Here is a 22,877-nt window from a genome sequence, read left to right on the forward strand (position 1 = left end):
ATGACTCCCGGGAGCGACGACCCCCTCGACGCGGGGCACTCGGCCGGGCTCGTGGTGGACGCGAGGGGGACCATTCTGAGGTGCACGCCGGCCGCGGAGAGCCTGCTGCGGTGCTCGGCGCAGGACCTGCACGGCCGGAGGGTCCGCGATCTCCTCGCCGTGCCCGCGCGTTGGCGCAAGGTCCTCGAGCAGCGTGACGGGCCGGTCTGGGAAGGACGGGCGGAGCTGGCGCCGGACGGCGGTGGCGAGGTGGAGTTCCGCGTACTGCCGCTGGTCGACGGCGAGCGGACCGGGCAGGCGCGGGAGTTCCTGGTGATCGGCGCGCCGAGGGTGCTGGTCTCCCAGTGGCGCCAGGGCCACGCCTTCATGCGGGAGCTGTTCCTCCAGGACCGCATCGGCCTCGCGGTGCTGGACAACGAGCTGCGGCTGGTGCGGACGAACACCCACCTCCTTCCCTACTCGGGCGTGCCCGGCGATCTGTACGGGCTGCGGCTGGGCGACTTCCTGCGCGAGGCGGACGCCCGGGTGATCGACACGGGGCTGCGGGAGGTCCTGACGACGGGGATCCCGCTGGTCGGCATCGACGTGGAGGTCCGCACGCAGGTCGATCCGGGGGCGGGGCGGACCATGGCGCTGTCCGCGTTCCGCCTACAGGGGGCGAAGGGGCTCGTCATGGGAGTGACGGCCCTGTTCGTCGACGTGACGGAGCAACGGCTCTCGCAGAGCCGTCTCGACCTGCTGCACCGGGCGACGACGGTGCTGAGCACGAACCTCTCCGCCGAGGAGACCACCCGGGATCTGGTGGACGTCCTCGTCCCGGCGCTGGCCGACGTCGCGGTCGTCGACGTCACCGAGGCCGTCTTCACGCACGAGGAGCCGGCCCCCGAGCTCCATCACGACCACGCCCTGCGCCGGACGGCGGTGGCCGGCACCACCCCCGGTCCCGGCACCCGACCCGGCGCGTCCCCCGGCGGGCTCGCGACCGGCGCGATGGTCGCGGTGGACACCGGGGGGACGCTGTCGGGCCGGGTGTGGTCGGACCCGGCGCAGGAGGGGGTGGAACCGCACGACGCGCTCGGGAGCGCGTACGGCATGAGCGCGTGGCTGCGCGCGCGGGGGTCCCTGCTCGGTCGGATCAGGGTCGGCCGCGGCGAGGACCGTCCGCCGTTCACCGGCGAGGACCTCGCCCTCCTGGAGCAGATCGCCTCCCGCGCCGCCCTGGTGGTGGACAACGCGCGCCGGTACGCCCGGGAGCGGAACGCCGCGGTCGGTCTCCAGCGGAGCCTGCTGCCCTCGTCCTCGACCGACACCCCGACCGTGCACACCGCGAGCGTCTACCTGCCGACCGACACGGCCACCGGGGTGAGCGGGGACTGGTTCGACGTCATCCCGCTGTCCTCCGCCCGGGTCGCGCTGGTCGTCGGGGACGTGGTGGGGCACGGGCTCCAGGCCACGGCGACGATGGCGCGGTTGCGGACCGCCGTACGGACCCTGGCGGACCTCGACCTCGAACCCGACGAGCTGCTCACGCACCTCGACGACCTCGTGTCCCAGTTCGCCATCGACGCCGACGGGGCCCAGGCGATGCGGCCGCCCGGCACCGAGATCGCCTTCGGGTCGTTCGGCGCCACGTGTCTGTACATGACGTACGACCCGGTGACCCGGCGGTGCCTCGTGGCCAGCGCGGGGCACCCCCCGCCCGCGCTGGTGGCCCCGGACGGCGGCGTCGTGTACGTCGACCTCAGTCCCGGCCCCCCGCTCGGGGTCGGCGGCCTGCCCTTCGAGCCCGTCGAGGTCGAGGTGGCGGACGGCAGTTTCCTGGCGCTGTACACGGACGGGTTGATCGAGCGCGGCCACGCGGATCTGGACGAGGGGATGGCCGCCCTCCGGCACGCGCTGTCGGCGGCGCTGGTTCCGGGCAGACCCCTTGAGGAGGTGGGGCCCGAGGTGGTCCGGGACCTGGTGCCCGGCCCGCTGTCGGACGACGTGACGCTGCTGCTCGCCTCGGTCCGCGGGGTTCCCGCGTCCGACAGCGTCGCATGGACCTTCGCGGCGGACCCGTCGGTGGTGGCCGAGGCCCGTGCGCGCGTCCTCGCCCAGCTGTCGCGGTGGGATCTGGACGAACTGGCCTTCACCACCGAGCTGGTGGCGAGCGAGCTGGTCACCAACGCGATCCGCTACGCGGGCGGGCCGGTCGGGCTGCGTCTGATCCGGGCGGCGTCACTGATCTGCGAGGTCTCCGACGGCAGCGGCACCCAGCCCCGGATGCGCCGGGCCCACGCCACGGAGGAGGGGGGCCGGGGTCTCTTCCTGATCGCCCAGCTCACCGACCGGTGGGGCAGCCGGTACACGCGTTCGGGCAAGACGATCTGGACCGAGCAGGCCCTGCCGCCGCGCGGTTGACGCGGCGGCGGGGCCCCGCCGTCACGTCAGGTGATCGTCCACTGCTGCCGCGGTGTGCCGGTGTCCGGCTGCTGGGTCACCGCGGAGCCGTTGCCGGTCGAGGCCGTCGTGAGCAGCAGGCCGCTCTTGCGGGAAGCGACCGTGTAGGTGCCGTTGGCCAGTGGGGTGAGGCTCCAGCGCTGGTTCTGTCCGCCGGTGCAGGTCCACTGGATCACCTTGGCGCCCGCCGCGGTGGAGCCGCTCTCGACGTCCGCGCAGAGTCCCGACTCGGCGTTGACGAGCGTGTGGGAGCCGTCGGAGTTCCGGGTGAGGTTCCACGTCTGGTTGGCGTTGCCGGTCGGGGTCCAGGTGATGAGCTGGGTGCCCGCCGTGGTGCTGTGGTCGGGGTCGTCGAGGGCCTTGCCGCCGGTGACCAGGGTGTGGGGACCGTCGGCGACGCCGCCGGGGGCCGCGCCGGTCGGGGTGAGGGTCAGGGTCTGTTCGGCGGCTCCGCGGGTCCCGCCCACGGCGTTGCCGGTGGTGTTGGTCCAGCTGCGGGTGGGGACGGTCTCGGCGAGGCGTGCCGCGTCGGAGGACAGGCCGATCACGAGTCCGCTGTAGCGGTTGACGAGCCGGTACGCGCCGGTCGCGGTGCCGTCGGCGGCGGAGGCGCCGGGGATGACGAACCACTGCTGACCGACGCTCGGTCCGCCGGGCGGCATGGCGGTGACGGTGGGCCTGGTGCCCCAGGCGCGCTGGCCGGTGGTGGTGGAGTCGACGCCGAGGAGCTGTCCGGTGGAGGCGTTGGAGATGCGGTGCGAGCCGTCGCCGTTGGCGTTGAACACCCATGATTCCAGGGCGGATCCGGTGGCGGTGGCCACGGAGGTCGTGGCGGTGCCGCCGGAGACCTGGGCGAGGACGCGGCCGCCGGCGCCGGAGATCCGGTACGTCCTGCTCGTGTCGACGGGTGCGGCGGGGGCGGAGGAGCCGACCGTGAGGTTGACGTATTCGCCGGACGATCCGCCCGAGCAGCCGAACGAGCAGTAGGAGCGGAAGTTCCTGCCGACGATGCCGGAGCCGGTCTTGTTCACGCTGTCGAGGAACCAGCGGTACCAGGAGGCGTTGGTGTGGCTGCCGGTGTCCCCGAGCAGGAACCACTTCTGGGTGGTGAGGTCGGTGGTGGCGTAGATCTGCTGGGGCGCCTTGCCGCTCTGGTCGACGGCCTGCGGCTGGCCGATGTAGAGACCCAGGTACGCGTTGTAGGTGATGTCCATGACGAAGAGCGGTGACGTGGGCGGCATCCTGCCGGCCGCGACCTGCTGGCCGACCGTGCCGGCGGTGGCGGGGTCGTACTCGCCGGACACCGGGGTGTAGCCGGTGGTGCCGGTGGCGCCGACCGGCACCATGTTGCTCTCCCGGCCGCCGACGCCGGGCTGGGACCAGGCTCCGTCGTACCACTTCTGCCAGGAGCCGGGGGCCAGCTTGGCGGACATCGGTGAGCGGGCGACGTGCGCGTGGAAGGCCTTCCAGCCGCCGCCCTTCTCCACGACGCGCGAACCGTAGAAGGCGTAGAAGTAGCCCGACGCCGTGTCGGCGAACAGCCGCTGGTCGCCGTCGCCGTAGTGGTAGGTCTGCTGCGGGAAGGCGGCGGTGTCGCCCCGCTCGGTGCTGTACGGCGAGGTGATGGCGTGGCCCTTGACGGTCCACGTCCGGCCCTGGTCCTTGGAGACGGCGGTGTCGATCCCGTCGTAGTGGACGCCGTCGCCGAACGGCTGGGGGGTGAACTCGTTGTGCACGAGGCCGTACCAGTCGCCGGTGTCCGGATCGACCCACACGCCCGCCAGGTCGCAGTAGTTCCGGTGGGCGTACGACGAGCCCGCGGGCGCGGCGGTGGCCTCGACGCCGGTGGGGCTGTTGTTGCACCGCCAGGTGGTGTCGTTGTTCCTGTCCGCCGAGTTGGCGGGGTTCACCGCGTCGCTGATCGCGCCGGACCGGGTGGCGGTGTCGAAGTCCGTGCCGGTGTAGAAGGTCCACTTGCGGGGGTCGTTCGCGGCGTACAGGGCGTGCGCCTGCTGGAAGTAGAACGTGCCGTCCTTGTCGATGTAGGGGGCGGCGGGCGTGTCGTCCGGACGGGTCCACGAACCCTTCGAACCGACGGTGACGGTGTAGGCGGGGACGGCGGACGCGTCGGCGACGTGGTACGTGGGGACGGGGGACGCGTCGGCGACGTGGTGCATGGCGGCGGACGCGTCGGCGGACGCCGGCGGCGCTGTGAGAGCGCCGCCGCCCGCCATGGCCATGGTCGTGGCGGCGAGGGCGCCGACCAGTCTCCTCCGGGTGCCTGGCACAGGTGCTCCTTAGGGGTGGGGGGACCGCGTGGCAGCGAGCAGCTCGGCGCAGAACGTACGGCTCATTTGACCGGTAAAACAAGATGTGGAGCAGAATTCGCTCGTTCCGTACCGAGCATCAACCGCCCCCTGTGCGCAGCGCGTTCACACCCCTGACCGGCCGATCACGCCCTTGACCAGCCGATCAGGCGCGGTTACGGTGCCCTGGTCTTTGATCGGCAGAACGAGGGCGCGCCATGGTGACGATGCAGGACGTGGCCGAGCGGGCGGGCGTCACGAAGCAGACCGTCTCCAACGTCATCAGCGGCAGGGTCGCGGTCCGGCCGTCCACAGAGGCGCGGGTGCGCGCGGCGATCGACGAGCTCGGGTACCTGCCGAACCTGGTGGCCCGCTCGCTGGCGACCGGCAGCACGAGAACGGTGGGCCTCTTCGTCCCCACCGTCGTCACCGCCTTCTACGCGGACCTGGTGGAGGCGGTCGAGGACGTCCTGGAGGAGCACGGTCACCGTCTGCTGCTCTGCACCACCCGCCGGGACGGGGAGCGGGCCCGGCGCCATCTGGCCGGTCTGACGAGCCGGTCGGTGGACGCCCTCCTCATCGCGGGCGACCAGGACCTGATCGACCACCTGCCGCTGCTGGCCCACGCCCGCTTCCCCGTCGTCCTCTGCGCGTGGGAGACGGACGTGCCCGAGCGGTTCCCCGTGGTCACCATCGACTACGAGCACAGCGGCTACCTCGCCGGGCGCCATCTGCGCGAACTCGGGCACGAGCGGGTGGCCGTCCTGGCCAGCCCCGCCCACTCCGTGCGCGTGGAGGGGTTCCGGCGCGCCTTCGCCGTCGACGGGGTGACCGTCCCGGACCGGGCGGTCCACCTGGCGCCCGAACCGTCGTTCCGGGGCGGCATCGCCGCCGCGCACGCGGCGCTCGCGGCGGCGCCGGAGACGACCGCGCTCTTCGCCACCCATGACGTCCTCGCCGCCGGAGCCCTCGTGGCGGCCCGCGAGGCGGGCCGGCCCGTGCCGCGGGGCCTTTCGGTGGTCGGACTCGACGACAGCCCCGAGGGCCTCCTGTCGCGGCCCGCGCTCACCAGCGTGGCCCTGCCCAAGCGCGAGATGGCCCGGCAGGCCATCGAGCTGCTCCTGCGCGACCGCACGGCCCCCGGCCCCTCCCCGGTCCCCCGCAGGCTCCTGCGCCCCGAACTCGTCGTCCGCGACAGCACCGGGCCCGCGGCTTAGGAAGTGTCCGCCTCAGGGCCCTGCCGGACGTTCCGGACAGGGATGGAGGGTGTCGCGTCGATCGGGCCTCCGCGCGGGCTCCGTGGCGACCTTCCGCGCGGGCCCCGTGGCAACCTTCCTCGCAGGCCCCGTGGCAACCCTCCTCGCGGCGCCGGTGCGGCAGGCCGCCGGCGGGCCGCATCGCCTTCGTCGCCCGCTGAGGGCGCACCGCTCGCGCACCGCGCCCTCAGCGCACCCCACGCGGCCGGAACTGGACGCTGATCCTCGGTCCGACGGCGCGGGTCGTCTTGGGGACGGCGTGTTCCCAGGTGCGCTGGCAGGAACCGCCCATCACGACGAGGTCGCCGTGGCCGAGCGGGAGCCGGAGGGCGGTCGGGCCGCCGGACCGGGGACGGAAGGCGAGGTCGCGGGGGTCGCCGAGGGAGAGGATGGCGACCATCGTGTCGTGGGTGGCGGAGCGCCCGGTGCGGTCCCCGTGCCAGGCGACGCTGTCGCGCCCGTCGCGGTAGAGGCAGAGGCCGGCGGTGGCGAACGGTTCGCCGAGTTCGGCGGCGTAGTGCGCGCCGAGCGCCTCCCGCGCCTCCGTCAGGGCGGGGTGCGGGGGTGGCGCACCCTCGCGGTAGTGGGCGAGCAGTCGGGGTACGGCGACCACGTCGTCGTACATCGGCCGCTCCTCGGCCCGCCACGGCACCCGGGCGGCCAGCTCCTCGAACAGCGCGTCGGCCCCGTGCAGCCACCCGGGGAGGTGGTCGATCCAGGCGCCGCCGTCCAGCCCGGTCCGCCGGATCCCGTCCAGCGGCCCGAACCGGATGTCGTCGCCCTGGTCGAAGAGGGATCCCTGGAGTCCGGGCAGGTCGGATCGTGCTGCGGTCACGGGGCCAGCATAATCAATAAACCGAACACATGAGCGAATCCGGAGAGTGGGGGCTCCTGCGGTGTCCGCGGGGTCAGAGGCTGTCCAGGAGGTCGGCGAGGGGGGCCGGCGGGCGGCTCGGGTCGAGGGCTTCGACCAGGAGGGTGCCGTAGCGGATCTTGCGGCCCTTCTTCGTGCCGAGGAAGCGCCGCAGCTGCCGGTGGCGGGGCCGGCCGTGCTGGGCGGGCTGGTGGAGGAAGGTCTGCCAGGGACGGAGGTCGCCCTCGACGCGGATGATCTCCTCGACGGCGGGCGGGCCGAGGGCGCGGATGAGTTCGTCCTCCAGGTCCGCCGTGCAGACGAAGACGTCCTCGGGGGATGCGCCGGCGCGCCGGAGGCCGCGGTCGTAGTACGGCTGTTCGCGGGCGTCGCAGAGACCGGTCAGGCGCAGGCCGAGTCCGGGCGGGCCGAGCAGCGAGGCGTACCGGGCGACGTTCATCGCGCCGCCCATCGAGACGACGCACACGCCTTCGGCCGCGAGGTCCCGGCCCCGCATCGCGGCGAGCGTCCGCACGGCCGCGAGGTCGCTCGGGCCCTCCAGGAGGACGGCGGTACGCAGCTCCAGGCCCACGGCCAGGTCCCTCGCGGTGTCGCCGGACCCGCCTGCCGCCCAGTCGCCGATCTGGTCGTGGAACGCCGTCATGTCTGCCATGGGGCGAGTCTGCACGTCCGGCGACCGGCGCGGTACGGAATTAATCACCCCTGCCGGCGGACCGTCTCCGTGATCCATACGGGCGCGAACGGGGAGGTGCAGCCCGGGGAGGTCGGGTAGTCCTTGAGCACCTCCAGGCGCTCGCCGACGGCGATCGCGCGCGTGCGGTGTTCGGGGTGGTCGATGCCGATCCGGGCCAGGCAGTGGTTCATGGCCCACTGGAGGCGGTCCGGGGCGTCCTTCATCTCGGCCTCGATGACGTCGAGCAGCCCCGAGAGGTCGAGGCCGTCGGGCTTCCTGGTCACGCGTTCGGTGGTGAGCGCCCAGCCGGCGCTCGCGACCACGGGGTCGGGGTCGGCGGACCAGGCGACCCGGAGTTCCTCGGCGTGCGGGTTCTTCTTCACCACGTAGTTCACGAACCAGTCGTGGACCTTGGGGGCACGCGCCTCGCGCACCATGGCGTCGAGCCGGTCCCGGCCGAAGGCCTTCGGCCGGCAGACGAGGAGGCCGAGCAGGCGCGCCGCGGTGTCGTCCGTGTCCCACAGCTCGTCGGCGAGGTCCTGCCGCGTCTTCAGTCGTTTCGCGAGCGCGCGGAGCTTGCCGAGGTTCACGCCGTGGTCGTCGCCGTGCCGCTCGTTCACGGCCCGCGCCCTCGGGTCCTCCAGCGCGGCCAGCTCGGCCATCACCTCGGCCAACACCGTCTCGGCCACCTCGGCCTCCCGTCCGTCACGTGCGGGCTTCAGCGTACGACGCGCGGGCGGCCGGCAGCGTACGCGGGTCACGGCGGCGGCCCTCGCCGTCATGGTGACGTACGCGGAACACGGCGGCCACACGGTACGGCGACGGACCCGGAACACGACAGCCCATGCGGGCGCGATGACGTACGCGGGCCACGGCGGCCCACGCCGTCACGGCGACGGACCCGGAACACGGTGGCGGACGCGGGTCCGTTGCAGCCGGTCGGTGGTCAGGCGGGGGTGGCGCTCCTGGTGAACCAGCCGCTGAACGCCTCCGCCCCGACGACCCCGCCCGCGCCGACGGAGTCGTACCGCTCGGCCCTCGCCAGCGCCCTCTCGGCCTCGGCGCGCCACGGGCTGGCGTCGGCCCGCCGCGCGGTGGCGTCGGGGCGGGGCGCCGGCGGGAGGGGGCCGCGGTCGGGCGCTTCGGCGGCGGCTCCGAAGAAGTCGCCGCCCTTGCGCTTGGCGTCGTCCGTTCCCCAGGGACGGCCGGTACCGCGGGCGGGGGCCTTCTGGAGGCGGGGGATGTGCTTGGCGCAGTGGATGTAGGCCTCTTCGACGGTGATCACCACCCAGACCAGGGCCTTCCGGCCGGGCACCTCGTCGGCCGGCAGGCGGGGGTGGGCACGGCGGATCTCGTCGTCGGCGACGCTGCCGGCCCGGCCGTTGACGTGGAGGCCCACGCGGTCCCGGAGGAAGTCGACCATGAGGAGGCCGACGTGGGGGTTCTCCTCGATGTTGCCGAGGCTGGCGTGGACGCCGTTGCCCCGGTACTCGGGGTAGGCGAGCGTGGTGTCGTCCAGGACGTGGAGGAAGCCGGGCGGTCCGGCGCGGAAGCTGTTGTCGCACGCCCCGTGCCGGTCGGCGGTCGCGAGGAAGAACATCTCCTGCCGGGCCACGAACTCGCGCATGCGGCGGTTCAGCCGGTCAAGGACCTGCTCGTCGTAGAAGCGGTCCGCGCGCCCGGTGGTGCCCAGGCGCCGCTGGACCCGGTGCTCGCCGTCACTGCCGGGGCGGACCCGCGGCGCTTCGGTCGGCCGCTGCCCGGCCGGTGGGAAGGTGCTCAACTCGTCGCCCCGACCAGTTCCTCGATGGAGTCGTGCCGTATGCGGTGGGCGGGGACGCCGATCCCCACCAGGGTGTCGACGCCGCGGCGGATCATGCCCGCCGGTCCCGACAGGTACGCGTCGTGGGTGTGCCAGGGGCCGGACTCCCGTACGGCCTCGGGGAGTCCGCCGGACAGCGGGCCGCCGCAGTCGTCGTCCACGACCGGACGGACGGACAGCCAGGGGTGCGTCCGCTGGAGCCGGAGCATCGTGTCGATGTCGTACAGGCCCTGGTTCCCGCGCGCCCCGTAGAAGACGTCGACGGAGCGGCGCCGTCCGTGCCGGGCCACGTCCTCGACCAGGGCCTTGATGGGCGCGATGCCGGTGCCGCCGCCGAGGCACAGGAGCCCGGTGCCGGTGGTGTGGTCCACGGTCATGGAACCGGCGGGAGGACCGAGCCGGATGACGTCGCCCGGGCGGGCGCGGTGGACGAGCGCCGTGGAGACCCAGCCGGCCGGTACCGCCTTGACATGGAAGGACAGCAGTCCGTCGGACCGGGGCGCGGAGGCGAAGGAGTAGTGCCGCCAGACCCTCGGCCACCAGGGGGTCTCCAGGGACGTGTACTGCCCGGCGCGGAAGGGGTAGGGCCCGTCGGGCCGGACCGTGACGACCGCGATGTCCCGGGTGCGCATGTCGTGGGCGACCACCTCCGCCTGCCACCAGGCGGGGGCGCGGAGCTCGTCGGCGGCCGCCGCGTCGATCATGATCTGGGAGATCGTGGTGTACGCCCCCACCCACGCGGCCTCGGTCCGCGGTCCCCAGCTCAGCGGCGCGTGGCGGGCGAGGGCACCGAGCAGGGCCTCACCGACGGCCGGGTAGTGCTCCGGAAGGGTGCCGTACTTGCGGTGCCCGCGCCCGAGGTGGGTGAGGTACGCAGTCAGCGTGGCGGTGTCGTCGGCGTGGGTCGCGGCGATGAGCAGCGCCCTGAAGAGCCGGTCCCGCTGGGCGTCCATCGCCGCCGGGAAGAGCTCCCGCAGGCCGGGGTGGCGCAGGAAGAGGAGGGCGTAGAAGTACGAGGTGACGCGGTCGGCGATCGGCTCGATCTCGGCCATCGTGCGGCGCAGCAGCTCGGTGTCGGACGGGACCTCCGGCGGGTCCGCCGGGTGGCGCCGAGGCGGAGACGGGGCTTCCCGTGGTGCCGCCCGGCCGTGGTGGGGCGGAGGCGGAGCCTCCGGCGGCGTCGGCCGGCGGCCTGTCACCGGCGCCTGGTGATCTCGCGCGAACCAGCCACCCTGCTGACCTTCGGAACCGGAGCCGTGGCCGGCGGCCGACGGGGTGGTCGGAGCTTCCATCGGTCTGCCTCGCCTCGGACGTCTGCGGTCGGTCTTGGCGCACGGGGTCCGCACGCGCCGGGTTTCCCCGTACCGCTGACAGGGTGGGACGCGTGCCGACCGGGTGAGCGGGGCCGACCATACCCCGGGTTCATGAATTCGGAGAATGACGGCTTCCGCTCCTTGAGGAGCCATGTTTCTGCAGGTCAGATGGGTTTTCGCGGCGAATCGGAGGAGGGAGGGGGCGCCGGGCGCGGCGCCTGGCGATGATTCGCCGACGGAAAGCTCACCGGGCGCCCCGGACTTCTCCACACTTGCCCAGCGGGTCTTCACGAGCGCCGCCGCGCGGGCGCGTCGGGCGCGGGCGGAGTCCTGCTGCCGTCGGCCGGGCTGCCGCGGCGAGGGGGCGAGGAAGGAATCGAAGGTGGCTCGTAAATGTTCACCCATATGAACAACGGACACCTACCTGACCATTGACGCGTCCACGACGACACCTCTAGCTTCCCGAGAAAGCGCTTTCTCGTCCAGTCCGGAACGCCGCCCATCCCCCTCCTGGAGCCCCCAGATGCACCTGCGATCCGTCACCGCCTGCGTGAGCCTGCTGGCAGGCACGCTCGTCGCGCTGTCCGTGAACACGGCGCACGCCGCGTCGACCTCGTACGAGGCCGAGGCCTCCCCCGCCGTCTGCACCGGCACCATCGACTCGGACTGGTCCGGATACTCCGGCAGCGGGTTCTGCAACGGCACCAACGCCACCGGCGCGTACGCGCAGTTCACGGTGAACGCCTCCGCCGCCGGTACGGCCACGCTCGCCGTACGGTTCGCCAACGGGACGACCACGGCGCGACCGGCCGGCCTCGTCGTCAACGGTTCCACCGTGCAGACACCGTCGTTCGACGCCACGGGCGCCTGGTCCACCTGGGCCACGAAGACCTTCACCGTGTCGCTGAACGCGGGCGCCAACACCGTCCGGCTCACGCCCACCACCGCCGCCGGCCTGCCCAACGTCGACTCCCTGAACGTCACGACGACCGACGCGCCGCCGCCCACGGGCAGCGCGCTGTACGTCGCCCCCGACGGCACGGACGGCGCGACCGGGACGCTGTCCGACCCGACGACGTTGACCTCGGCGATCAGCCGTGTCGCCGCCGGCGGGACGATCCACCTCCGGGGCGGCACCTACCGCCACTCCACGCCCGTCACCGTCCCGGCCGGCAACAGCGGGACCCCCGGCGCCCCGAAGAGGCTCGCCGCCTACCCCGGCGAGACGCCGGTGCTGAACTTCTCCGCCATGACGGAGGACCCGGCCAACCGCGGCCTCGTCCTCAACGGGTCGTACTGGCACGTGAACGGCCTCGTCGTCGAGCGCGCCGGCGACAACGGCATCTACGTCGGCGGCAGCAACAACGTCATCGAGCGCACGGTCACCCGTTTCAACCGCGACACCGGCCTCCAGCTCGGCCGCATCGCCTCCACCACGCCGCGGGAGCAGTGGCCGTCGAACAACCTGGTGCTGAGCGCGGAGTCGCACGACAACGCCGACTCCGACGGCGAGGACGCCGACGGGTTCGCCGCGAAGCTCACCGTCGGCTCCGGGAACGTCTTCCGGTACGCCGTGTCCCACCACAACATCGACGACGGCTGGGACCTCTACACCAAGCCCGACACCGGCCCCATCGGCGTCGTGACCATCGAGGACTCCCTCGCCTACGACAACGGCACCCTCAGCGACGGCTCCCAGGCCGGCGCCGGCGACCGCAACGGCTTCAAGCTCGGCGGCGAGGACATCGCGGTCGACCACGTGGTCCGGCGCACGATCGCCTTCCACAACGGCAAGCACGGCTTCACGTACAACAGCAACCCGGGCGGGATGGCGGTCTCGAACAACATCAGCGTCGACAACGCCCAGCGCAACTTCTCCTTCGACGCGGGCACTTCGGTCTTCCGGGGCAACACCTCCTGCCGCAGCTCCAGCGGCACGAACGACCGCCTCGTCGGAGACGTCGACGGTTCCAACCAGTTCTGGTCCGGTACGAACGGCTCCCGCTGCTCCTCCTACTCCGGAGCCCTGAGCTGGTCCTACGCCGCGGACGGACGGCTCGTCACGGCGTTCGGCGGCCGCACGGTCACCTGGTGACCCCCCTCCGATGAACCCCCGCCGTCGGCCTCGGCGGTCCGTGCCGAGGCCGACGGCGGGGGTCACCGGGGCAGGTCACGCTCCTTCGGCGAAGAGGTGGGCGGCGCCCGTGATCTCAAGGATGCGGATCACCTGGGGGCTGGCGGCCGTGATGGTCAGGGCGCGGTGCTCCCTGAGGGCCCGCTGGCGCGCGCGGAGAAGGGTGTTCAGTCCGGTCGAGTCGCAGAAGCTGACCTCGGACAGGTCCAGAGCGATCCCGCGGCCGGCCTCGCACGTCGCCATGGCCCGGGCCAGTGCGGCCCTCAGCTCCATGGCCGCGGCGATGTCGAGCTCTCCGCCGATGCTGACGACGGTCCTGCCGGCGTTCGACCGCGTGGACACGGTGATGCCCGCGCCGTCCGCCCCGAACGACGGGAAAACGACGCGCGGGGCTTCCGGAAAGGAAGTCATGAGCCCTCCTCGTCCGAGGCGACACTACGTCTGAAATTGTCCACTTCATAGAGTTATGCGTCAATATTCTCCGGAAAATCGCTTCGGGTGATTGCGGGGCCTCCCGCTCGGGCGCACGATGGATCCATGGGTGAAACCCGGGATCCCCACTCGGGGTGGACGTTCCTCACCAGCCACGCCCGCGTCCTGCTGGCCATCTCCCGCGACCCCGGCATACGGCTCCGCGACATCGCGTCGAACTGCGGGGTGACCGAGCGGACCGTGCAGGCCATCGTCGCGGACCTGGAAGCGGCCGGCTACCTCGTGCGCAGCCGCGCCGACGACGGACGCCGCAACCACTACGGCATCGTCCGGGGCTCCCGCTTCCGGCACCCCGCCGAATCGGACCACCAGATCGCCGGCCTCCTCGCGCTCCTCGCCGACCCTCCCGGCGCCACCTTGCCCGGCGACCGGTGACCCCGCCCCACCGCACGCGGACACCTCACCACCGGGAGCGGCGCTCCCGACCGAGCAGCAGACCGAGGACCAGCATCCCCATGCCGAGACCGAAGTGCAGCCAGTTGTCAGCGCTGTCGACCGGGACGAAGTTGGCGTCGCCGTCCCGGTCGATCACCAGGCCGTACAGCCACAGCGCCAGGTAGATCACTCCGCCGCCCACGAGGAAGGAACGCGCGGCGAGCGCGGTCCGGGACATCGCGAGGCCGGCCACCCCGAAGAGGAGGTGGACGACGTTGTGCAGGACGGAGACCTGGAAGACGCCGAAGAGCTCCGCCCCCGAGTCGTGGCCGGAGAAGGTCATCGCGTCGTAGCCGGTGGTCACGCCCGGCACGAAGCCGAGGATGCCGACCACCAGGAAGGCGGCCCCGATCAGCAGCGCCGCCACCCTCACGGGCGCAGCGGCCGCGACGGAGCGTCGAGTCGCATTCATGACGGGTCCTCCCGGAGGGTCGCCGTGACGGGCGGACGCCCGTCCGCCCCGCGTCTACCCCGGATCGCCCGGCCGGCTACCTGGGACGGGCGGCGTTCACGGGGCAACCGACGGCGTCTCGCCCGTGACCGAGGCGACCGCGAGGCGGCGGCGCACGAGCTCCTCGGCGACGTCGGTGGGGCGCCGGTGGTGCCGGGCGGCGTAGGCGTGGAGGTGTCGGGCGGCCTCGCGCGGGGTGATGTCCTCGGTGGCGGCGATCATGCCGGCGGCGGTGTCGAGGACTGCCTTCGCGGAGAGCGCCGCCTGACTGCGGGTGACGACGTCCGAGGGCCGCAGGGCTTCGCGGTTCCACGTGACGACCGCGGCGATGGCGGCGCTCGCCAGGCCCCGCAGCAGGAGGGTGTCCGACGGGTCGAGCCGGGTGGGGACGCGGGCGAGGAGGTTGAGCGCGCCGATGGTCTGGTCGTGGACCTGGAGCGGCAGGGCGTGGGCGCTCGCGTAGCCGGCGGCGCGGGCGACGGGGACGAAGGCGGGCCAGCGCTCCGTCTCGGCGGCGAGGTCGACGGCGTGGACCTGACTTCCCGTCCGGTAGGCGTCGACACACGGCCCCTCGGCGATCTGCGCCTGGAAGAGCTCGGCCATCTGGACGCGGTCCTCGGTGGCCACGACCGGGCGCAGTCGCCCCCGGGCGTTGGTGAGCATGACCCCGGCGGCGTCCACCGGGCCGAGCCGGACGCAGTGGTCGACCAGCCGCCGCAGCAGGGTGAGCGGATCGACGTCTTCGGAGAGGGTGTCGGTGAGGCTCACGAAGGCCTCGGTCAGCTGCTGTTCGCGATTCATACCGGAATCACCCCTTCTCTGCTCGGGCCGGATGGCGGGCCTACTCATGGAACCTGATTCTCCCGGCGATGACGTCGCGAGCCGCCTCGGTCACGCTCTGGGCATGGCCGAAGGCGTGGGCCCGAAGTCGGGCGAGTGCGTATTCGGGGTCGACCCCGAGGTGAACCATGATCATTCCAGTGGCCTGGTGGACCTCTTCGTGATCGTTCTCCGCCCCGTCCAGCCAGGTCGGTGTGAACGGGGCGTCAGGGCCCTCCTGCGCGCTGTGCAGGGACAGCAGAGCGGTCGTGATGGCCTCGGACACCGGGAACGCGAACGACTGGTCCTGTTCGGAGAGCGGACCCGGCTTGTCCCGGTACAGGTCGAGGGTGCCGATGGCGAGTCCGCCCGCACCCAGCGGCAGGGAGAAGACGGCCCGCACGCCGAGTTCGACGGCCAGCTGCGCGAAGACCGGCCACCGCCGGGCGTCAGGCCCCTCGGTCAGGTCCGACGCCAGCACCGGTGCCGCCGCGCTGCTCGCGGTCCGACAGGGGCCGTCGCCCAGGGTGTACTGCGTCTCCGCCAGCTGACCGGCCACCTGGTCGCTGGACCACCAGACGGCCCCCGCGTCCCCGCCGCCGTACAGGGAGATGGAGGCGCCGGTGACGTCGAGCAGGTCCACGCACGCCCGGCACAGGACGGCCGGGGCATCGGTGGCGGCGACACCCTCGACGGAGAAGAGGTCCGACAGGTGCTTCGTGCGCTCCGTGCCGGAGAGCGCGCAGGGGTCGGCGTGCCGCCCGTCGCCCTGCGGCTGGATCTCGCCCACACTCTTCACCTCCGCCCGGCGGTCCCCACCGGCATCTTCCCGCATACGGCCCGTCGATTCGGCCCCGGCCCGATCGTGTGTCACCCGACAGGCGACGGGCGTCCCCCGGGACGGGCGACGGAACGCCGGACGGCCGGTCGGGCGTGCCTCAGGCGGTCGAGCGGGGACGGCCCTCCTCCCAGGCCCGGCGGACCCCGTCCACGCGCTGGAGCGCCGCCCGGTCGGACAGCGCGCGACGCAGGCGCACGGCGGTGGGGAGGGCCGCTTCGCGGTGGATCAGAGGTGCGGAACCGGCTTGTACCGGCACCGCGCGCGACGGGCCGCGGTCACCGACCGTCGCGAGGCGGACGGACCGGTCCAGGGCCCAGCGGCGTACCTGGGCGACCGCGCCCGGGCCCGCGAGCCCCGGTCCCGGCGGGCCGGCGTCCAGGACGACGTACGCGATGCGGCCGGGCAGCACGTCGAGGTCCCGGGCGAGCAGGCGGCGGCACTCGTCCGGCGACCTCCCCGCCTCCCCGTCCCGCAGGGTCAGGACGGCGAGAGGACCGAATATCTGGATCTGTACGCGGTAGGAGTTCATCGGGCTCTACCTAGGAGGGGTGGAGCCCAGGGCAGCCAGGCCGCCCGGAGCACGGTGCATGCCGTGCGTGATACGGCTCGACGAGCCGCGAGGCGCGCGACCCACGGGGGCGTCCCGCGGTGGCGGGTCGCCGAGGGTTCACTGAGCGTCGGGACCGACTGGTTCCTCCCTTTCACCATCCCACACCGGACCGGGCCGCGGGGTACACGCGAGTCACGGATCAGGACGGATCGACAGGGAACGGACGCGGCGGCGCGGACCGTTACCCCCATCCGGGGATGCGGGCCGGGCCCGGCGTGGCATGCTCGGACGTATGGAGGGCGATTCCGTGACGCCCGACGCGGGTGAAGGCAGGGCCTCCGAGGTCTTGGCGTTGGCCAAGGTCGTGGCCAGGCTCCGCGCCGAGGTCGTCGACCTGGAGAGCGGCGCGTCGATGACGGCCGTCCTCGAACGGGCCAAGGGCGTCGTCATGGCGCGGGCGGGGCTGTCGGCGGACGCCGCCTACCGGCTGCTGCTCGATCGCGCCGGACAGCACCGGCGGACGCTCCTGGAGGAATGCTGGATCACCCTGGGCCGCGTCGGGGTGCCCCCCGACCCCGCGCCCGCGGCGACCTCGCCCGGCAGTCCCCAGGAGGGGAACCCCTCCCCCTTCGACGCCGGGCGCTACCTCGTCGGCGGTTCCCCGGCGGGCGGGGAGCGGACGGCGCCACTCGCCCGTCTGGCCCACGGGCTGGCACACGCGCGCCCCCCGGACGACGTCGCCGAGCTCCTCCGGTCGACGCTGGGCGACACGGAGGGCGTCGACGCCGTGATGATCTACACGCTGACGGCGGCCCGCAGCCTGGAACTCGTCGGCAGTGCCGGCATCGACGACGCGCTCGCCGAACAGTGGAGCCACGTCCCTCCTCTGGCGGGCGTCGCCCCTCTGGAGGCCGCGGACGTCCAGGAGGCGGTCTGGCTCGAGGAACCCGCACGGGACGCCGCCCACCACCTGCTGATCGGGGACCCGCCGGACCGGTGGCCCTCGCGGGCCTGGATCCCCGTGCCCGGCAGTGCGCCCAGGACGACGGTCGTCGGTTTCCTCCGGAACGTCCCGGGCCCCTTCGACCCGCGGACGCGGACGCTGCTGCGGCGCGCCGTCCGGCTGTGCGGCGGTCCCCTGCGGGAGGACCGGCGGCCGCACGGGGCCCCCGCGCCCGCGGAGGAGGACGTCAGGTCCGTCCAGACGGTCCTCGACGCCCTGTCGGGCGCGGCGGCGCTGCTCACGCCCCTGCGGTCGGAGACCGGTGAGGTCGAGGACTACGTGATCGAGGCGGCGACGCGCGAGGCCGTCGACGTGGCGGGGCGGCAGGGCGGGGAACTGGTGGGACGGCGGATCCTGGAGACGTACCCCACGGTCGCCGGCACCGCCTTGTGGAACGGCTATCTGGAGACGCTGGCGACGGGGGAGGTCTACGAGGGCGAGCCCTTCACCTACGTGGAGGTCAGCGCCGGCGTACAGGAGGAGTCCGTGTACTCGGTGCGCGCCTCCCGGCTCGGCGGCCGGCTCGTGGTGTCGTGGATCCGCCACGACACCAGCGCGCGCGAGACACGGCGGCTCGCGGACATGCAGCGGCTGGGGAACCTGGGATGGGCGTCCTGGAACCTCGTCACCGACACGATCACCTGGTCGGACCAGGTGTACGTCGTCTTCGACCGCGATCCCGCGCTCGGCCCCATGCCCCTGAAGGAGCTGCCCCGCCACCTGGTGGCCGAGGACCTGCCACGGCTCGCCGCGGCCGTGGAGCGGTTGCTCGGCGGGGGCCGGGCGATCGACCAGCCCTTCCGCATCACCACCGCGCACGGCGTGCGGCACCTGCGCATCGTCGCGGAGGCGCAGCGGGACGCGGACGGCGCCCCCATCGAGGTGCACGGCTTCTTCCAGGACCTCAGCGCGCAGCGGGACACGGAACTGGCCCTGCGCGAGAGCGAGCGCGACAACCTCGTCCAGCGAGGCATGCTCAAGGCCGAACGGGCCCTCGGCGCCCGCCTCCAGGACACCCTGCTGCCGATCCCCGAGCAGTCGCTCGACCTCGCGGGCCTGTGTGTCGACGTCGCCTACGTGCCCGCCGACCGGGGCCTCAACGTCGGAGGCGACTGGTACTCGGCGATCGAGCTGCCGGACGGCAGCGCGCTGTTCGTCGTCGGGGACGTGTCCGGCCACGGTCTGGCGGCCGTCGGCACCATGGCCCAGCTCCGTTTCACCGCCAAGGGCATGACCATCACGGGTTCGGCCCTCCCCGACGTCCTCGGCAGGCTCAACGCGCTCCTGCTGCACACCGCGACCCAGGAGCGGGGCGCCACCGCGACCATGATCATGGGGCGCTACCGGCCCTGGGACCACCGGCTGACCTGGGTGCGCGCCGGACACCCGCCGCCCCTGCTGGTCCGGGACGGCGAGGCGCGCTACCTGCCCCAGCCCGAGGGCTGGCTCCTCGGTGCCGCGCCCGACGCCCGGTACGGCGAGGCCGAGGTCACGCTGCTGCCCGGCGATCATCTGCTGTTCTACACGGACGGCCTCGTGGAGGAGCCGGGCGAGATCCTCACGGAGGGACTCGACCGCCTCGCGGACCGGGCCCTGGGCCTCCTGGCCGGCAGCCGCGACGCCATGCTCGCCCGGCCGCTCGCCGCGATGGGCCCCGGGAACAGGGACGACATCTGCGTCCTCGACCTCCACCTGCCCTGAAGGCTCTCCTGACTGCCCTGAAGGCCTCCCACCTGCCCTGAAGGCCCCCTCTACCCGCCCTGAAGACCCCCCTCGCCCGAAAGCACGCCGCCCGACGCATGGACCGTCCCGATAGGGGTCAGACGCCGGGGCAGGAGAAGTCGTGGCCGTCACGGCACCAGCGGGCCCGCGGGGAGATCCGTCGGTCCGGCGCTCGTGTCGGCGCCGCTGCCCGGCAGGGAGGGGAAGCGTCCGGACAGCGGCACCGGGCGGCTGCCCGGTCGTACGGCACCCATGCGCGATCGGTGCTCGGACATCGGACGGGAAGGTGGCGGTGATGAAGGCCGTGACGTGGCAGGGCCGACGGAACGTCTCGTGGGACACCGTGCCCGATCCCCAGATCAAGGAACCCACCGACGTGATCGTGCGGATCACGTCGACCGGGCTGTGCGGGTCCGACCTCCATCTCTACGAGGTGCTCGGGCCGTTCCTCGACCCGGGGGACATCCTCGGGCACGAGCCGATGGGAGTGGTCGAGGAGGTGGGCTCCGAGGTGCGGCGGCTCGCGCCCGGCGACCGTGTCGTCGTCCCGTTCAACGTCTCGTGCGGCACGTGCGCGATGTGCGCGCGAGGACTGCACTCGCAGTGCGAGACGACGCAGGTGCACGCGTACGGGACGGGGGCGGCGCTGTTCGGGTACACGAAGCTGTACGGGCAGGTGCCGGGCGCGCAGGCCGAGTACCTCCGCGTGCCGTTCGGGAACACCCTGCCGATCCCGCTGCCCGAAGGTCCGCCGGACGACCGCTTCGTGTACCTGTCGGACGTCCTGCCGACGGCGTGGCAGGCCGTCGAGTACGCGGACGTGCCGCCCGGCGGTTCGGTCGCGGTGCTCGGCCTCGGCCCGATCGGGGACATGGCCTGCCGGATCGCGCTCCTGCGAGGGGCCGGCCTCGTGATCGGCATCGATCCGGTGCGGGAGCGCCGCGACCGCGCGTCGGCGCGCGGCGTACGGACGATGGATTCGTCCGACGACGAGGTGGTCGAGCGGGTGCGGGACCTGACGGAGGGGCGCGGGCCGGACGCGGTGGTCGACGCGGTGGGCATGGAGGCGCACGGGGCGCCGATCGCCCGGAGCCTCCACTCGCTGGTCGCCCATCTGCCGGACGCGCTCGCCCGGCAGATGATGCGCCGCTTCGGCGTGGACCGGCTGTCCGCGCTGCACCTGGCCGTCGAACTCGTGCGCCGCGGCGGCACGGTGTCGCTGTCGGGCGTCTACGGCGGCGCCGCCGACCCGATGCCCCTGCTCGTCATGTTCGACAAGCAGCTACGGCTCCACATGGGTCAGGCGAACGTGCTGCGCTGGGTCGGCGACCTGCTCCCCCTCCTGACGGACGACGACCCGCTGGGCGTCGACGGGTTCGCCACGCACCGCCTCCCGCTGTCCGCGGCACCGGACGCCTACGACATGTTCCAGACCAAGCGGGACGGCGCGGTGAAGGTCCTCTTCCAGCCGTGAGGCCTCGGCGCGGGACCTCCGCCGGCGGGCGGGTGTCGAGGCGCGGGACCTCCGCCGGCGGGCGGGTGTCGAGGCGCGGGACCTCCGCCGGCGGGCGGGTGTCGGGCCGGCCCGAGCGTCCACGACCGGGAAGCCGGACGACCGGACCGGCCCCTGCCGGGCATCGGGCGATCGGACCGTCCGCGCCCTTGTTCCCTTGCTCCTCATTTCTTCCCCCCTCGCACACCATCTCGTACCCGCCGGAGGAATCCGGCGGGTACGAGGCATTCGGCGGGTACGAGGTATCGGCGGGTACGAGGTATCGGCGGGTACGAGGCATTCGGGAGGGTCGCGCGGGGCGCGCACCCGGGGCGGTCACGTGCCGTGGCGCCCCTTCGTCTCCCGCTCTTCCTCCTCCTCGTCCGTCATCCGTTCGCCCTCCGCCTGGGAGGGGGTGGTCTGACGCATCATGTCATCGCCGTCTCCCGGCCGCTCGTCCCCGGAGCGTGCGGTGCGCGATTCCTCCCGCCGCCCCCTGTCGTCCGGCATCTGCTGCTTCCGTTCGTCCCTGGGCCTGTTCACGGGCTGCCTCCAGCTCGTCGGCTGCTGTTCGGAGGAGCGAGTGCCCCACCGGTCCCCGCACATGCGGTACGGCCGGTAGCGTGACCAGTATCGGACATAAGGTGCGATTCCATCGCGGCCTATCGGGGCACCTGGAGCACTCGGGGCACTCGAAGCACTCGAAGCACTGGGAGACGGTCTTGGCGAAGTACGCGCTCGTCGTCATCGACATGATCAACACATATCGGCACCGGGACGCCGAGCGGCTCGTGCCGTCGGTCGAGCGGGCCGTCCCCCGGATCGTCGACCTCCTGGGGCGCGCCAGGGCGGCGGGGATCCCCGTGATCTACGCGAACGACAACTTCGGGCGGTGGCGCTCCCACCACGGCCAGATCCTGGAGATGGCCCTGGCGGGTCACCACCCCGAACTCGTCGAACCGCTCCGGCCCGACGACGAGTCGCTGTTCGTCGTCAAGGCGCGTCACTCCGTCTTCTACGAGACGCCGCTGGCCTACCTCCTCCACACCCTCGACGTCGACACGCTCGTCCTGACCGGCCAGGCCACCGAGCAGTGCGTGCTGTACTCCGCGCTGGACGCCCACATCCGTCACTTCGGGGTCACGATCCCGCGCGACGCGGTGGCACACATCCACGAGGACCTCGCGGACGCCGCCCTGCGGATGGTGGAGCGGAACATGGGAGGCCGCGTGGTGGACGCGGCCGACCTGCCCTGGTGACCCGCGGACGCGGCCGGCCCGCCCTGGTGACCCATGGACGCGGCCGGCCCGCCCTGGTGACCCGTCGAGGACGCGGACCGGAGTGTCAGGACCGCTCCTCCTCCGAGGCCTCCGGATCGGGTGCCGCGCGCCGCGTCCCGAGGTGGTGGCTCAGCGGGGGTTCACGAGCGAGTACGGCTCCGATGGTGATGGCGAAGGTGAGTGCGGCGCACACCATGATGAGCCAGGACAGCAGGGTGAAGACGAGGCCCATCGAGCCGTACTCGCCGAGGGCCCGGTTGAGGGCGCCGGGCATGTAGAAGGGTGCCGTGAGCCCGAGGACGCTCGTGGCGACACCGGCGAGGACGGCGCCGGGGAGGAGGGGCAGCCAGGCCACCCGTTTGACGAGCAGGAGATGCTGGGTCCAGAGCCATACCCCCGTGCTGACCAGGAAGTACACGGGGAGGCCCAGCCAGAGGCCGGCGCCGAAGCCGTCGCGGAGGGGTGCCTGGAGGAAGACCACGACGAGCAGCGCGAGGAGCCACACCGCCCACCGCCAGGCCGCGATCCGGGTGCCTGCCTTGGGGAGCCCCCAGGCCCGCTCGCACACCCGCGCCATCGCGCGGCTGAAACTCGTGGCCGACACGAGGACCACGAGGGCGCCGACGGCGCCGGTGGTCTCCTGCAGCGCGTCGGTGGTGGACGGGTCGAGGACCTGCCGGAGTTCGTGGTCGGACGCGCCGGTCAGCCCGAACATGGTGCGCAGGGACTCGATCAGCTGCTGCCGCACCCCGTGCGGGGCGAACGCCGCCATGACGAACAGCAGGGGTACCGCGGCCAGGAACCCCTGGGCGGCCAGCCGGGTGGCCGCGTCCAGCAGGTTGCCGCTGACCAGCCTGGTCGTCAGTTCCGAGAGCACGGGAAAGCGGCTCTCCGCCCCCGCCCGGATGCTTCGCACCCGGCTCGCCCACGACATCCCGCCTCCCGACCCTGCCCCGACCGGTCCAGCCCATT

At 73.0% G+C, this 22,877-nt stretch carries 21 protein-coding genes; 7 read left to right on the top strand and 14 right to left on the bottom strand.

Annotated elements, in window-relative coordinates:
• Positions 1-2,403: an ATP-binding SpoIIE family protein phosphatase gene (locus AC067A_RS28900; RefSeq protein WP_479245412.1), complete on the top strand. Its 2,403-nt coding sequence runs from the start codon at positions 1-3 to the stop codon at positions 2,401-2,403.
• A 26-nt stretch (positions 2,404-2,429) separates the two neighbouring features.
• On the opposite strand, the gene AC067A_RS28905 is transcribed toward AC067A_RS28900, so the two are convergent.
• Positions 2,430-4,730 carry an RICIN domain-containing protein gene (locus AC067A_RS28905; protein ID WP_479245413.1) on the bottom strand — a complete coding sequence of 767 codons (2,301 nt, stop codon included), beginning with the start codon at positions 4,728-4,730 and terminating at the stop codon, positions 2,430-2,432.
• A 236-nt stretch (positions 4,731-4,966) separates the two neighbouring features.
• On the opposite strand from AC067A_RS28905, the gene AC067A_RS28910 reads away from it, so the two are divergent.
• Complete coding sequence (locus tag AC067A_RS28910; RefSeq protein WP_479245414.1) at positions 4,967-5,965, top strand: LacI family DNA-binding transcriptional regulator; 999 nt, start codon at positions 4,967-4,969, stop codon at positions 5,963-5,965.
• 226 nt (positions 5,966-6,191) lie between these two features.
• On the opposite strand, the gene AC067A_RS28915 is transcribed toward AC067A_RS28910, so the two are convergent.
• The 5 genes from AC067A_RS28915 to AC067A_RS28935 form a co-directional block, all read right to left on the bottom strand.
• Complete coding sequence (locus tag AC067A_RS28915; RefSeq protein ID WP_479245415.1) at positions 6,192-6,839, bottom strand: alpha-ketoglutarate-dependent dioxygenase AlkB family protein; 648 nt, start codon at positions 6,837-6,839, stop codon at positions 6,192-6,194.
• 73 nt (positions 6,840-6,912) lie between these two features.
• Positions 6,913-7,530, bottom strand: coding sequence for a TOPRIM nucleotidyl transferase/hydrolase domain-containing protein (locus tag AC067A_RS28920; protein WP_479245416.1), 618 nt, complete (start codon positions 7,528-7,530; stop codon positions 6,913-6,915).
• Between the two features lie 44 nt (positions 7,531-7,574).
• A complete protein-coding gene (locus AC067A_RS28925; RefSeq protein ID WP_479245464.1) occupies positions 7,575-8,213 on the bottom strand; it encodes a DNA alkylation repair protein in 639 nt (212 codons plus the stop codon).
• Positions 8,214-8,497: 284 nt separating this feature from the next.
• Complete coding sequence (locus AC067A_RS28930) at positions 8,498-9,334, bottom strand: pyridoxamine 5'-phosphate oxidase family protein (RefSeq protein WP_479245417.1); 837 nt, start codon at positions 9,332-9,334, stop codon at positions 8,498-8,500.
• Entirely contained in the window at positions 9,331-10,425 is a 1,095-nt protein-coding gene (locus tag AC067A_RS28935) for a globin domain-containing protein (protein ID WP_479245418.1), read from the bottom strand. The genes AC067A_RS28930 and AC067A_RS28935 overlap by 4 nt, the downstream gene beginning before the upstream one ends.
• Positions 10,426-11,209: 784 nt before the next feature.
• Between AC067A_RS28935 and AC067A_RS28940 the strand changes: the two genes are divergently transcribed.
• Positions 11,210-12,781 (top strand): carbohydrate-binding protein, encoded by a 1,572-nt coding sequence (locus AC067A_RS28940; RefSeq protein WP_479245419.1) that lies wholly within the window; start codon positions 11,210-11,212, stop codon positions 12,779-12,781.
• Between the two features lie 75 nt (positions 12,782-12,856).
• Here the strand turns inward: AC067A_RS28940 and AC067A_RS28945 are convergent, their stop codons facing one another.
• Positions 12,857-13,231, bottom strand: a complete 375-nt coding sequence (locus AC067A_RS28945; RefSeq protein ID WP_479245420.1) for an STAS domain-containing protein — start codon at positions 13,229-13,231, stop codon at positions 12,857-12,859.
• Between the two features lie 126 nt (positions 13,232-13,357).
• On the opposite strand from AC067A_RS28945, the gene AC067A_RS28950 reads away from it, so the two are divergent.
• Entirely contained in the window at positions 13,358-13,687 is a 330-nt protein-coding gene (locus tag AC067A_RS28950) for a MarR family transcriptional regulator (RefSeq protein ID WP_479245421.1), read from the top strand.
• 25 nt (positions 13,688-13,712) lie between these two features.
• Here the strand turns inward: AC067A_RS28950 and AC067A_RS28955 are convergent, their stop codons facing one another.
• The 4 genes from AC067A_RS28955 to AC067A_RS28970 form a co-directional block, all read right to left on the bottom strand.
• Positions 13,713-14,159, bottom strand: coding sequence for a DUF4383 domain-containing protein (locus AC067A_RS28955; protein WP_479245422.1), 447 nt, complete (start codon positions 14,157-14,159; stop codon positions 13,713-13,715).
• Positions 14,160-14,255: 96 nt separating this feature from the next.
• Positions 14,256-14,999 (bottom strand): GAF and ANTAR domain-containing protein, encoded by a 744-nt coding sequence (locus AC067A_RS28960; protein ID WP_479245423.1) that lies wholly within the window; start codon positions 14,997-14,999, stop codon positions 14,256-14,258.
• Positions 15,000-15,039: 40 nt separating this feature from the next.
• Positions 15,040-15,807: a GAF and ANTAR domain-containing protein gene (locus tag AC067A_RS28965; protein WP_479245424.1), complete on the bottom strand. Its 768-nt coding sequence runs from the start codon at positions 15,805-15,807 to the stop codon at positions 15,040-15,042.
• A gap of 148 nt (positions 15,808-15,955) precedes the next feature.
• Positions 15,956-16,387: a hypothetical protein gene (locus AC067A_RS28970; RefSeq protein ID WP_479245425.1), complete on the bottom strand. Its 432-nt coding sequence runs from the start codon at positions 16,385-16,387 to the stop codon at positions 15,956-15,958.
• Between the two features lie 313 nt (positions 16,388-16,700).
• On the opposite strand from AC067A_RS28970, the gene AC067A_RS28975 reads away from it, so the two are divergent.
• Positions 16,701-19,112, top strand: coding sequence for a SpoIIE family protein phosphatase (locus tag AC067A_RS28975; RefSeq protein ID WP_479245426.1), 2,412 nt, complete (start codon positions 16,701-16,703; stop codon positions 19,110-19,112).
• Between the two features lie 149 nt (positions 19,113-19,261).
• Here the strand turns inward: AC067A_RS28975 and AC067A_RS28980 are convergent, their stop codons facing one another.
• Positions 19,262-19,408 carry a hypothetical protein gene (locus tag AC067A_RS28980; protein WP_479245427.1) on the bottom strand — a complete coding sequence of 49 codons (147 nt, stop codon included), beginning with the start codon at positions 19,406-19,408 and terminating at the stop codon, positions 19,262-19,264.
• Positions 19,409-19,428: 20 nt separating this feature from the next.
• On the opposite strand from AC067A_RS28980, the gene AC067A_RS28985 reads away from it, so the two are divergent.
• Positions 19,429-20,607, top strand: a complete 1,179-nt coding sequence (locus AC067A_RS28985; protein WP_479245428.1) for an alcohol dehydrogenase catalytic domain-containing protein — start codon at positions 19,429-19,431, stop codon at positions 20,605-20,607.
• 354 nt (positions 20,608-20,961) lie between these two features.
• On the opposite strand, the gene AC067A_RS28990 is transcribed toward AC067A_RS28985, so the two are convergent.
• Positions 20,962-21,168: a hypothetical protein gene (locus tag AC067A_RS28990; protein WP_479245429.1), complete on the bottom strand. Its 207-nt coding sequence runs from the start codon at positions 21,166-21,168 to the stop codon at positions 20,962-20,964.
• A gap of 179 nt (positions 21,169-21,347) precedes the next feature.
• On the opposite strand from AC067A_RS28990, the gene AC067A_RS28995 reads away from it, so the two are divergent.
• Positions 21,348-21,884 carry a cysteine hydrolase family protein gene (locus tag AC067A_RS28995; RefSeq protein ID WP_479245430.1) on the top strand — a complete coding sequence of 179 codons (537 nt, stop codon included), beginning with the start codon at positions 21,348-21,350 and terminating at the stop codon, positions 21,882-21,884.
• Positions 21,885-21,969: 85 nt separating this feature from the next.
• Here AC067A_RS28995 and AC067A_RS29000 read toward each other — a convergent pair whose 3' ends face one another.
• Positions 21,970-22,782 (bottom strand): YhjD/YihY/BrkB family envelope integrity protein, encoded by an 813-nt coding sequence (locus AC067A_RS29000; protein ID WP_479245431.1) that lies wholly within the window; start codon positions 22,780-22,782, stop codon positions 21,970-21,972.
• Positions 22,783-22,877 lie beyond the last annotated feature (95 nt).

The organism is Streptomyces sp. NPDC043176 (assembly GCF_056436715.1).